At 39.3% G+C, this 12,885-nt stretch carries 12 protein-coding genes; 9 read left to right on the top strand and 3 right to left on the bottom strand.

The window, feature by feature from the left end; all coding sequences use genetic code 11:
• Positions 1-81: 81 nt before the first annotated feature.
• The 3 genes from DPG01_RS17420 to mutS form a co-directional block, all read right to left on the bottom strand.
• Positions 82-360, bottom strand: a complete 279-nt coding sequence (locus tag DPG01_RS17420; protein ID WP_162622364.1) for a hypothetical protein — start codon at positions 358-360, stop codon at positions 82-84.
• 109 nt (positions 361-469) lie between these two features.
• The gene (locus tag DPG01_RS17415) at positions 470-664 is read right to left on the bottom strand and encodes a hypothetical protein (protein ID WP_110975921.1); all 195 of its coding nucleotides are present in this window, start codon (positions 662-664) and stop codon (positions 470-472) included.
• A 302-nt stretch (positions 665-966) separates the two neighbouring features.
• Positions 967-3,582 carry a DNA mismatch repair protein MutS gene (gene mutS / locus DPG01_RS17410; protein ID WP_110975920.1) on the bottom strand — a complete coding sequence of 872 codons (2,616 nt, stop codon included), beginning with the start codon at positions 3,580-3,582 and terminating at the stop codon, positions 967-969.
• A gap of 376 nt (positions 3,583-3,958) precedes the next feature.
• On the opposite strand from mutS, the gene DPG01_RS17405 reads away from it, so the two are divergent.
• From DPG01_RS17405 to DPG01_RS17365, 9 genes are all read left to right on the top strand, one after another.
• Positions 3,959-4,639 (top strand): Crp/Fnr family transcriptional regulator, encoded by a 681-nt coding sequence (locus DPG01_RS17405; protein WP_110975919.1) that lies wholly within the window; start codon positions 3,959-3,961, stop codon positions 4,637-4,639.
• An 86-nt stretch (positions 4,640-4,725) separates the two neighbouring features.
• A complete protein-coding gene (locus DPG01_RS17400; protein WP_110975918.1) occupies positions 4,726-6,300 on the top strand; it encodes an AMP-binding protein in 1,575 nt (524 codons plus the stop codon).
• A gap of 64 nt (positions 6,301-6,364) precedes the next feature.
• Positions 6,365-7,153: an enoyl-CoA hydratase/isomerase family protein gene (locus DPG01_RS17395; RefSeq protein ID WP_110975917.1), complete on the top strand. Its 789-nt coding sequence runs from the start codon at positions 6,365-6,367 to the stop codon at positions 7,151-7,153.
• Between the two features lie 14 nt (positions 7,154-7,167).
• Positions 7,168-8,934, top strand: coding sequence for an acyl-CoA dehydrogenase family protein (locus DPG01_RS17390; RefSeq protein ID WP_110975916.1), 1,767 nt, complete (start codon positions 7,168-7,170; stop codon positions 8,932-8,934).
• Positions 8,935-8,942: 8 nt separating this feature from the next.
• Entirely contained in the window at positions 8,943-9,710 is a 768-nt protein-coding gene (locus DPG01_RS17385; protein WP_110975915.1) for an SDR family oxidoreductase, read from the top strand.
• 12 nt (positions 9,711-9,722) lie between these two features.
• Entirely contained in the window at positions 9,723-10,178 is a 456-nt protein-coding gene (locus DPG01_RS17380; protein ID WP_110975914.1) for a MaoC family dehydratase, read from the top strand.
• Between the two features lie 12 nt (positions 10,179-10,190).
• Entirely contained in the window at positions 10,191-11,108 is a 918-nt protein-coding gene (locus DPG01_RS17375; RefSeq protein WP_110975913.1) for an SDR family NAD(P)-dependent oxidoreductase, read from the top strand.
• A gap of 14 nt (positions 11,109-11,122) precedes the next feature.
• On the top strand, positions 11,123-12,307 hold the full coding sequence (locus DPG01_RS17370) for an acetyl-CoA C-acyltransferase (protein ID WP_110975912.1): 1,185 nt from the start codon (positions 11,123-11,125) through the stop codon (positions 12,305-12,307).
• A gap of 74 nt (positions 12,308-12,381) precedes the next feature.
• The gene (locus tag DPG01_RS17365; protein ID WP_110975911.1) at positions 12,382-12,669 is read left to right on the top strand and encodes a winged helix-turn-helix transcriptional regulator; all 288 of its coding nucleotides are present in this window, start codon (positions 12,382-12,384) and stop codon (positions 12,667-12,669) included.
• Positions 12,670-12,885 lie beyond the last annotated feature (216 nt).

The raw sequence follows: 12,885 nt of genomic DNA, 5'->3' as shown, positions 1-12,885 counted from the left end.
GCTTTCAGGCTGCACAGCTCATTCGATTTCAACAAAGGTGCATGTCATTGTTTGTGTGCAGTGTGTGAATTGAGGAAGCCCCTACGAAGGATTTTTATTGCACTTATTTTTCACAAAACCATTACTTATCATCAGCGCTTGCTGTCTGGTCTTTTGAGAATATTGTTTTTTATTTTTAGCAATAATTTCGATCAAATTCAAAACATCTTGATCTAAATACTCAGGTCGCTTCTGAAGCCAGTTTAGAGCTAACTCAGGCCAATAGTTTGATGCACTTTCAGAAAGTGCATGAATGATTACTTTCCTCATATCTTTCAATGAGTATGTATATTTCTCTAGACTATTTTCATCCATTTCCAAGAGGAGCAATCCGTCTCTTACATCATTCATATCTACGTAATAGGCCTGTTAAATGCTATTGTTAAACTAGGTCGGTAAAGAAAAATGCCTCGTTGCATACTTTACTGATCTAGTATTTTCTTTTTTTGGGTGTAAACACCGCAATACAAAAAGCAATTGTCCAAAATGTCCACTTAGCAATCGAATTAAGTAATTCCTTATCTAAATCAAAAAATCTGACAACCAATTCGTGAATCACAAAAATAACAAGCCCAACCAAAAGCATTGAAAATAGTTTCTTCAACAAAGCGTTAAGGCCGTTCATTTTTTACTACTCATTTAAAAATTTCCAATGTGTGCATGATACTTTTTCTGTCGTCAGAACGGTCAACCTTTTCTATATTTTCGATAATAGTTTTGCAGGAATTTTGCATTTATTTTGCAGGAATTTTTACAAACTATAGGAAAAACAAAAAGATAACGTGAATTTTCAGCCTTTTATTGATATTTGTTATATGCACGGCTGTTAAATTTGATAAAAACTGAACATTCTGCTGAAAACTGCTTTTGACAATAAAAAAGACCGTCATTCTGACGGTCTAAATGGGTGACAAAAATAGAAAACCACTATGAATGTAACTGATCTTTCAATGCATAAAGCTGCTGTAAGGCTTCACGTGGACTTAAATTATCGACATCAAGGCTTTTGAGTAGTTCAAGTGCAGCAGAAGGTTTCTCAATTTCGACTACACGTTCAATTGTTTCAATTTCAGGTGTTTCTATTGCAGCAAACAGATCATTTTGAACGACTTTAGGTTTTTGCAGTTGTTGTTTCTCTAAAATTTTCAGACGATTTTGTGCTTCTTTGATCACACTGGCAGGAATACCTGCCAGTTTTGCTACTTGTAAGCCGTGACTTTGGCTCGCTGGCCCATGTTGGACTTTATGTAACAAAATCAGGTTGCCATTGAGTTCTTTTGCGGTGACATGGTAGTTATCAATAGCAGTTTCTTTGGCCAGCTCGGTCAGTTCAAAGTAGTGGGTGGCAAATAAACATAAACATTTAATACGTTTGGTTAAGTCAAGTACGCAAGCCCATGCCAAAGATAAACCATCATAGGTACTGGTGCCACGACCAACTTCATCCATCAGAACCAGAGACTGATTGGTTGCATGATGTAGGATTTGCGAGGTCTCAGTCATTTCCACCATAAAGGTCGATTTGCCTGTAGATAGGTCATCGGCAGAACCAATACGGGTAAAGATTCGATCAATAGGACCTAATACTGCCGATTGGGCAGGGACATAGGAGCCACAATAGGCCAATAAGCTAATTAAAGCCGTTTGGCGCATAAAGGTTGATTTACCCCCCATATTAGGACCAGTAATAATGGCCATACGGTGGTTGAAATCAAGTGTCGTGTCATTTGGTGTAAATGTAGCTTTGTTCAATGCCTCAACCACTGGATGACGTCCAGCAATAATTTTAACCCCAATTTCTGGGCTATACTCAGGACGTGACCAATTGCGTAAGCGAGTCTGATGTGCAAAGTTGGCTAAGAGGTCGATCTGCGCAATAGCGCTGCTCATCATTTGTAAATGACCAATATCGGCACGGAGTTCATCTAAAAGCATTTCGAACAGCATTTTTTCGCGAGCTAAAGCACGGGACTCACTTGAAAGCACCTTGTCTTCAAAGGTTTTTAGCTCAGGCGTGATATAACGCTCAGCATTTTTCAAGGTTTGACGGCGAATGTAGTGATCAGGCGCTTGCTCAGCTTGCGCACGGGTCAGTTCGATGTAGTACCCACTGACACGGTTATAGCCAATTTTTAAGGTCGAAATTCCCGTATTTTGACGTTCTTGAATTTCAAGGTCGATCAAGTACTGTCCCGCATGATCGCGGATTTTACGTAGTTCATCCAGTTCATGATCGAAACCTTCGGCTATTACATTTCCATCCCGTAAAAGCACTGGCGGATGTTCAACAATGGCGGACATTAAACGTTGATGTAAGCCATGGAAATCGCCTAATTCCTCATTCAATAGAGAAATGAGTGCGGACTGTTTACTTTGGATCACGGGTTGAATGGCATGACGTAAATAAGGGATTTGCGCACAGGCTTGGCGCAGTTGCACTAAGTCTCGTGGACGGGCACTGCCTAAAGCCACGCGACTGAGAACGCGTTCGATGTCTCCAATTTCTTTTAAGACTAAACGGACTGGTGATTCATGGTAGCCATCTACAAGACTTTTAGTCGCGTCTAAACGTGTGTCTAAGAGCTTGGTGTCACGTAATGGTTGCATTAGCGTGCGGCTAAGTAAACGTCCGCCCATGGCTGTTTGACAGTCATTGATGAGTTGAAATAATGACGTGCCGTGTTCAAACAGAGGTTCAACCAACTCTAAGTTTCTACGTGTCACAGGATCAAGCGCAATGAAATCACTGCTTTGTTCCAACTGAATAGAGCGAATATGCGGTAAGGCTGTCTTTTGCGTTTCTTTGGCATAATGAATCAGCGATGCTGCTGCCGCTTTGGCAAGCGGCAAATGGTCAATACCGAAACCTGCTAAAGTCGATACAGCAAACTGATCGCATAAGGTTTTTTGTGCGTTGTTTAGGTTAAAGTCGACATTCGGGCGGCGTGTTACCGGGCAGTCGAGTAGCTTTTTAATGTGTTCAATAATGTTGGGATCGACAATATTTTCATCGACCAAAATTTCACTTGGCATGAGACGAGACAGTTCAATACCGAGTTGCTCAAGTTGAAACTCTTGTTGCTGAACTTTAAATAAACCTGCACTCAAATCTAACAGTGCAATACCAATTTCGTTTTGTTGTATGCAAAGCGCCACAAGGTTTGAACTTTGATGTGCAGTCAGCAAGGCATCATCGGTCAGTGTACCTGGTGTAATAATCCTGACAACCCCACGTTCAACAGGGGCCTTACCTGTAACTTCGCCAATTTGCTCGCAAATGACGACTGTTTCACCTTTTTTTACCAAGCGCGCAAGGTAGCCTTCAGCTGCATGATAAGGAACACCTGCCATAGGGATGGGTTCACCATTGGCTTTGCCACGATGAGTCAGTGTAATTCCGAGAAGTTTAGCGGCCTTGTGTGCATCTTCAAAAAATAGCTCGTAGAAGTCACCCATACGATAGAACATCAAAGAATGTGGATGTTGCATTTTGACGCCCATGTACTGTTGCATCATCGGGGTGAGAGTGGATGTGTCAATCATTGAGTTATCTTGTTTCACTACAATAAAGCCTTTAAATTTAATATATTTTCAAAATACACACGGTAACTGTCTGATGTAATCCATCTCAATTCAATCTAAACCTAGACTGTATTTCCTAGTGAGAATAGGTTGTTGGACTTAATGCTACCTTATTGAGCATGAATAGTGCATACGCTTATATTAACAAATTGCACACCGCATCAGTGAGTTCCATTAAACAAAGTTAGTGAGTCCCTGTGAATCATGTGAAGTTGACTTTAAGTGATGGATAATAACTTAAGTGGAAAACTAATAGGTTCATCAAAATGATTAGAATAATAAAATGCGATTAAGCTAATGTGATTAATAAGTTAATGGTACAGGGAGTACATATACAATGTTGGGATTTAATTGGATTGACACTTTACCAGAACATATTCGTACTGAAATGCTTCAGAAAGCCAAAATATCTACTATTTTAAATGATCATATTCTGTACCAAGAGGGTGATCCGATTACATCTGTATTCCAAATCATAGATGGACAAATAAAAAAAAGTATCCTAACAGAATCAGGTCAAGAAATTTTACTCTATGTTTATTCAGAAGGAGAGTTAATTGCGGATAGTGCTGTCGTGGATCAATTACCATATCCTGTTACTTTAACAAGTCGAGGAACAACAAAACTCCGTGTATGGCAAGCTGAGGACATTCATTATTTTCGACATAAATATGTTCAAGTCGAAGAAGCAATGATCCAACAGGTCAATAGGCGATTACGTGCAACTTTACAATTAGTGAAAGAAATACTCACTTTACCTGTCAGTTTGCGTATCGCATCTCGTGTAAGTCAGATTAATGGAATCAAAGAATTATATGCACAAGATACCCATTTAATATTGTCTCAAATGGATATAGGGATGATGGTTGGTACGACTCGGCAAACAGTCAATAAAACACTACAGCAAATGAAGACTTTAGGGTTGATAGAAAGCCATTATGGAAAAATTAAAATTACAGATAAACATAAGTTAGAAGAATTTATTCAGGAAAACTTAAAAGATAACGATGAAATTTAAAAATAGCCCACAATGTAATTTAGCCGACATTCTACAGGTTTAAAAAGGCATAACTTTCTCTTAGGAACTTACCCACGGAGAAAGACATGTCAGGAATGACCCTTGCGCAAATAGCACAACAATATGCGCAGCAACCTGAACGCACGGCTATCGTATTTAAAGATCGCCAAATTAGTTACGCCAATTTAAATCAGTTTGCAAATCAGGTCGCTCATGGCCTAACTAAACTAGATGTTCAACCACAAGATCGTATTTTATTTTTAGATGTAAATAATGACCGCTTTTATGAAGTGGCGATTGGCTCTAGTCGTATTGGTGCGGTCATTGTTCCCATTCATGCCAAATTTGTACTCAATGAAATTTTACCGATTATTCAGGACTCGCAAGCGAAAGTTTTGTTTATTGGTCGAGTTTTTTATACTGCAATTGGTGAACAATTACAGGCTTTACTCGGCGATACATTTACGATTATTTGTACAGATGAACAATATGAAATCTGGCGTGATCACCAAAGTATAAACCCTATCGACTATCAGCAAGATACTAGAGAAATTTGTTTACAGCTATATACAAGTGGAACAACGGGCGTATCCAAGGGTGTCGAGCTCTGTAGCTTATCTTTATTTCATACTGCTTTAGATGCCAAACAAAATCATGGGCTCAGTCCATTGGCACAATTTCATTCAGAAGACCATGTTTTACTGTCCTTACCACATACACATATTGCAGGTTCACTTGCTGGGTTATTTGCATTGTATTTAGGTTGTAAACTGGTTTTGGTTGAACAGTTCAATCCGCAAAATGTTCTACAAATCATGCAACAAGAGCAAGTTTCTTTAACGTTGCTTGTACCTGTCATGCTGAAGCATTTATTAGATGCCCTGTCAGAAAATAACCAAGCACTCAACACATTAAAAAATGTGATTTATGGTGCAGCTCCAATGCCAACAACATTATTAAAAGCTGCTATCAAACGTTTACCACATACACATTTTGGTCAGATCTATGGGCTAACCGAAAGCTCAGGTCCAATTACTTATTTAGATGCTCAGGATCATCTAGATATTGCTCAAGGCAATGACAGACTTTCCCATTCTTGTGGTCGAGCCACGCATGGCGTCGAAATTCAAATTTTGAATGAAAAATTTGAACAACTACTTAGTGGTCAAATCGGTGAAATTGCCTGTCGAAGCATTCAAAACATGAACGGCTATTGGCAAAAGCCTACAGAAACATCTCAGACTTTCCATAACGAATATTTGCTTACAGGTGATCTTGGCTATATGGATGAGCAAGGTTATGTCTACATCTATGACCGTAAGAAAGACATGGTGATTAGTGGTGGAGAGAATGTTTATCCAACTGAAATTGAAGATATTTTATATCAGCATCCAAATATTTCTGAAGTCGCTGTCATCGGTGTGCCTGATGAAACTTGGGGAGAGTGCTTAAAAGCAATCATAGTCTTAAAAAATAATAACCAAGATGTTGCATCTATTGCTCAAAACATTTTGGAATTTTCAAAATCAAAATTGGCAAATTTTAAGGTGCCTAAGTCGATCGACTTTGTCGAGCAACTCCCAAGAAATCCCGCAGGTAAAGTTTTAAGACGAATTTTGCGAGAGCCTTACTGGTCTAAACAAGATCGGCAAGTGTCCTAACGCCTTTACTCACTCAGTTTTCAATACTAGACAATTCCCACACCAGTCTTACAAGGAGATTTCCATGACTGTTAAATTTAAAATGGATGGCAATTTAGCGATTGCAACTTTTGCCGATGGTCCAATGAACCTACTCACCATGAAATCATTTTATGGGCTTATGGAAGCAGTGGATCAAGCGATTGAGAATAAAGCTCGTGCATTGTTAACACTTGCAGAAGGCGATCATTTCTGTGCAGGCGCGCATGTAGTTGAGAATTTTCTCGGGCAGGATGCTAATTTCGCGCGACGTATGCTCAGTGGTGCGATCCCAGAAATGCATCGTTTTGAAAACTTACCATTTCCAACCATTGTTGCTGTTCGCGGAATGTGTTTAGGGGGTGGTTGTGAAATTTTACAACTGCATGACATTGCATTTGCAAGTGAAACAGCAAACTTTGGTCAAGTCGAAGCGCGTATTGGTACAACGACTTTGTTAGGTGGTGCACAGCGTTTGGTGGCACGAGTCGGTTTACAACGCGCGAAAGAAATGGTGCTAACAGCAGGTATCTATGACGCCAAAACCATGTTGGATTGGGGTTTGTTAAACAAAGTCTATGCCGACGATGCTGTTGAAGCAAAAGCTTACACCTTTGCAAAAAGATTATCAGAGGGACCAACGGTCGCTTATGCCGCTTCTAAACATATGATTAATGCTGCCGTAAGCCATGGTATGGGTGCAGCAGATTTACGTTTGGCTGATGCTGCGGCAGGTACATTTGCAACAGCGGATATGGTGGGTTCAGTCAACCGCTTTGCTAAAGAAGGTGCAGATATTCTTGTAAAAGGTTTATTGGAATTTAAAGGCGAATAATTTAGGAAAATATCATGAGCAATTTTAATGCACCTGTTCATGAGTATGATTTTCTAGTCAGACATGTTCTGGCTAGAGAAATTCAGCTCTTGAATTATGACGTCAACTTAACTGAAGATTTTAAATTAGTTTTAGAGTCTGTTGGTACTTTTGTTGATGAACAACTATTACCATTGGCGTTAAGCGCGGATGAACAAGGTTGTACAATAAAAGGAAATCAAGCATTTGCACCTGATGGTTATAAAGAAGTTTATCAAAATTATACTCAGGACGGTTGGGGTGCAATTCATACCTCTGTAGAGGATGGTGGGCAAGGTTTACCACTTCCTTTAAGTTTTGCTTGTGACGAAGTATTGAGCAGTGGCTCAATGGCTTTTGCACTTTACATCAGTATTAGGCTTGGTGTTTATGAAGTCATCAAAACTCTAGGTTCTGATTATTTAAAGCAAAAATATTTAGAAAAAATTGGTACTGGTGTTTGGAATGGCACGATGTGCTTAACTGAACCTCAGTGCGGGACGGATTTATCACTCATCAAAACCAAAGCTGTTTTGAATGAAGATGGTACATATCGCCTGAGTGGAACCAAAATATTTATCACAGGTGGAGATCATGACCTGACGGATAATATCGTTCATTTGGTTCTTGCTCGAATTGAAGGAGCACCAACGGGACTGGCTGGACTAGGGTTATTCATTGTCCCTAAATATCTTTCTAATGATGGGAAAATTGGTGATTCAAATCATGTCAGTTGTGCGCGCCTTGAAAATAAATTAGGTATTCATGCATCTGCGACTGCTGAACTGGTCTTTGATCAGGCCCAAGGTTGGATTGTGGGGCAGCCAGGGCAGGGGTTGCTTGGTATGTTCAGTATGATGAAGTTAGCGCGTATTGGAACTTCTTTCCAAGCATTAGGTGTAGCTGAATATACCTATCAAAAAGCAGTAGATTATGCGCAGAATCGGATTCAAGGTCGTGATCTGATCAATAAATCAAAAGATTCTATTGCCATCATTCAGCATCCCAATATCCGACGTGAATTGCTCCGTATGCAGACCAGTATTTCATCTGGGCGTTTACTGGCATTCCAAACCACGCTTTTAAATGAATTAACGACAACCTCAGATCATCCTGAACTGAAAAAATTGGCAAATGCAATATTACCAATTTTCATGGCTGTATCTAAGACAGTATGTAGTGAATATGGCGTAGAAGTCGCAACTGCTGCCATGCAGACTTATGGTGGTCATGGCTATATTCATGAAAGTGGGATTGAACATGCCTTAAGAGATGTACAAATTTTACCGATCTATGAAGGTACAAATGATGTGCAATCATTGGATATTGTGTTAAGACGCATCTTTGACGGTAAGTACGAGACCGTTTCAATTTTGTTGAATTGGCTTGAACAGCAATTCGATGATTTAGAACTGAATGAATGCGATCAAATCTATCTTGAGCAAAGCAAACATTTGTTCGAGCAACTCAAAGAAACAACGGAAAGTATTAAAGGCAATTTACAGCAGAACCCTTTCGCAGCCTTGCAGTATGCCAAAGATTATCTGTGGTATGTCGCGCATAGCATGATGTCTGTGCTTTGGCTACGTGTCATTTCAAGTTTGACCCATTCAGAAAACATTGCTGTTAATAAACAGAATAAATATGCCGAAGCGGCTTTTTATTTTAACTATATGCAAATTGACACATTCACTCGACATGAACGATTGAAACGCGCGAATGCGATGTCTGCTGTATTACAAAACTTTCAACCCGAATTATAGGTCAAAAAATGAATCACTTATTCGATGTAAAAGGTAAAGTGGCCGTAGTGACTGGTGGTACACGTGGTATTGGCTACATGATTGCACAAGGGCTATTAATCAATGGTGCAAAGGTTTATGTCGTTTCACGAAAAGAAGAGTCTTGCCAGACAGCTGAACAACAATTGCAACAATATGGTCAAGTTAAAGGGATTGCTGCTGATCTATCCAATTTAGCGCAAATTCAAATCTTTGCTGAAAAACTTTCTGCATTGGAACCTCAAATTGATATTTTGGTGAATAACGCAGGTGCGACATGGGGGGCTGAACTTGGAAAGTTCCCCGAAGCAGGTTGGGATAAAGTACTGGATACCAATCTGAAGTCTGTGTTTTTTCTAACGCAAGCTTTACTGCCTCAATTGCTAAATCATACATCGGAGTCTCCGAGTCGTGTTATCAATATCGGCTCAATTGATGGTTTAACTGTACCTACTTTTGGGAACTATTCATATTCAGCAAGTAAAGCTGCAGTCCATCAACTGACAAAACATTTGGCAGGGCATTTAGCTGGACAGAATATTAATGTCAATGCAATTGCGCCGGGGCCATTTGAAACCAAAATGACCGAATTCATGTTGCAACAAAACCGTGATGAAATCGTGAACATTATTCCTTTAAAACGTATTGGGCAAGCAGAAGATATTGTCGGTACGGTTTTGTTTTTAGCATCTCAAGCATCATCTTTTATAACGGGTGCCGTTATTCCACTTGATGGTGGATATTCAACCACACGATAACAGGGATATGTCATGCATAAAGTTCTAAGTTTTACTGAATATCAAAAGTTAATTGGTCAAACATTACAATCCGAATGGTTTTTGATGGATCAACAACGAATTTCAGCCTTTGCAGAAGTGACAGAAGATCGCCAATTCATCCATATTGACCCTGAAAAAGCGGCTCAAACGCCGTTTAAGGGAACAATTGCACATGGTTTGTTAACCCTGTCAGTTTTACCTCATTTGGTTGAAACAACTTTTCCTCTATTAGAAGGGATGAAATTAAGCATCAATTATGGTTACAACAAAATACGGTTTTTAAATCCTGTACCAAGTGGTAGTCGTATTCGCGCTAATTTCTTGATTAAAAGTTTTGAAGCGATTGCCGAAGATAAATATCAACTGGTGACAGATATTTCTGTGGAAATTGAAGGACTGAATAAAACAGCTTTAGTTGCTGAATGGATCAGTATTGCAGTTGTATAAGGAACTTAAAATATGAATCACGAATTTAAAGATCAAGTTGCCATTATTACAGGTGCAGGAAATGGCTTAGGTAAATCCTATGCTTTAGCCTTGGCAAAACTGGGTGTAAAAGTTGTCGTTAACGATGTCGGTGGTAATCGAGATGGTTCAGGAAGCGATGCGAGTCCTGCCCAAATGGTTGTTGCTGAAATATTAGCTCAAGGCGGTATAGCCATTAGTAATAATTCAGATATTACACAATTTGACCAAGTGCAAAGTATGGTTCAGCAAGCCATAGATGCATGGGGTCGTGTTGATATTTTAATTAATAATGCAGGCATTTTACGAGATTCAACTTTTTCGAAAATGGAGATGGATGATTTTTGGAAAGTCATTGATGTCCATTTAAAAGGTACAGTGAATTGCTGTAAAGCTGTGTGGGATATCATGAAACAGCAAAAATATGGCCGTATCGTGCTGACTTCATCTGCATCAGGGCTTTATGGGAATTTTGGTCAAAGTAATTATGCTGTTGCAAAATCTGCAATGTTAGGGCTTATGAATGTGTTACATGAAGAAGGCATCAAATATAACATTCATGTGAATACACTCACACCGACAGCGGCAACACGCATGACAGAAGAGTTAATTCCCGAAGAAGCCAAACCTCTACTTCGCCCAGAAACCATTACACCCGCAGCTGTTTTCCTCGCAAGCCCTGAAGCACCGTCAAAGACCATTATCGGTGCGGGAGCGGGTGTCTATGCACGTAGTTACCTCTTTGAAACGGAGGGTGTCTATTTAGCTGAAGCTGATCGAAATGCAGAGACCATTGCCAAAAGATTTGATGAGATCTCTGATACTGCCCATCGTCATTATTTGGCTGGAGCGACTCAACAAACATTACGCTTTGCTGAAAAAGCAATGAAAGAAACTCAAGTACACGGATAAAAAAGGAAAGAATCATGCGTGAAGCCGTCATCGTCTCTACAGCAAGAACACCTATTGGTCGTGCCTTTAGAGGTGCATTTAATGATACAAAATCACCAACATTGATGGGGCATGCAATACAACATGCAGTTGCTAAAACAGGTTTAGAATCCGATATTTTTGAAGATGTTGTGGTTGGTTCAGTTTTAAATGCAGGAACAGCGGGCGGAAATATTGCACGCATGGCTTCCTTCGCAGCGGGCTTACCAGTAACAGTACCTGGACAAACCATAGACCGCCAATGTTCTTCTGGATTAATGGCGATAGCAACCGCTGCCAAACAAATTACATTTGATGGTATGGAAGCTGTGATTGCGGGTGGTCAGGAAAATATTACCGCAGTACAAAACCCTTATTTTGAATGGGTTGGAAAAGAGTTTGATCCAAATGTAGTCAAACATGTTAAAGCTGCTTATATGCCAATGCTACAGACTGCGGAATATGTCGCGAAGAAGTATGGCGTTAGTCGTGAACAGCAAGATGCCTACTCTTTGGAGTCACAAATGCGCACCGCCCGTGCTCAGCAGAATGGCATATTCGATAATGAAATTGTTGCTATTCAAACAAAAATGAAAGTTCAAAATAAAGAAACAGGCGAGCTGAGTTTTAAAGAAATTTTACTTCATCAAGATGAAGGAAATCGTGCAGATACAACTTTAGCAGGCTTATCATCATTAAAGCCAGTGATTGAAGGTGGTGTAATTACGGGTGGTAATGCAAGTCAGTTGTCTGATGGTGCATCTGCATGTGCAATTGTTGAGGCAAAACTGGCGGAGCGTCAAGGATTAGAACCTTTAGGAGTCTATCGAGGTATGACGGTTAGCGGTTGCGCGCCTGAGGAAATGGGGATTGGACCAATCTATGCAATTCCAAAGCTCCTGAAACAACATGGTTTAAAAATTGATGATATTGGTGTCTGGGAGCTCAATGAAGCATTTGCTTGCCAAGTTCTATATTGTCGTGACCATTTAGACATTGATCCTGAAAAATATAATATTAATGGTGGCAGTATTTCGATTGGCCATCCTTATGGCATGACGGGTTCTCGCTTAGTTGGGCATGCATTATTGGAAGCAAAGCGCCGTAAAGAAAAATATGCTGTAGTTTCAATGTGTATAGGTGGAGGTATGGGAGCAGCCGCTTTATTTGAAGTGTATTAGGGCTTATTAATTTTTTGTTTCCTTTTTCTTTCTTAGCTTGCTATCGGGCTAAGAAAGTTTTTTTAGGATAAAATATGGATATTGAACAGCTTGGCCAAATCATCGGAGATAAATGGCAGATTCAAATTATTTATTATTGTGGTAATGAAGGTCTGAGCTTTAATGAATTACAAGAAAAACTAAAAATTAGCCGATCAGTATTAACAAGAAAGCTTAATAGACTTGTTTCATTAAATATTATAAGAAGGGAGAATATTACTGCAAAGTTTAAAAAAAGGGCTATTTATCTAATTAGCAAAGAAGGGAATATATTTCATAAGAAAATCTTTGAGTTATTATTAGATAGTGAACCTACATACTAAACTTTCCAATTTCTAAAGATAAGCTTGAATAGCCACCACTCTCCTAAGCAAAAAGAATAGATGATATTGGTGTAGATTTTTAGTGGCTATTCAACCCTCGATACAATTTAAAGTCGTTTTTAGTTCGGAAAACAATTAAATAATAATGAAAAAATCAGTTTTTCTTGATCATTTAAAGAGCACTTTAATTTAAGATTGTGTTGTTTCATTAAAGAT

This window comes from Acinetobacter sp. WCHAc060042 (assembly GCF_003231195.1).
In the GTDB taxonomy this organism is placed as follows: domain Bacteria; phylum Pseudomonadota; class Gammaproteobacteria; order Pseudomonadales; family Moraxellaceae; genus Acinetobacter.
The sequence above is the reverse complement of the archived record's forward strand: the minus strand, read 5'-3'. Positions and strand labels throughout refer to the sequence as shown.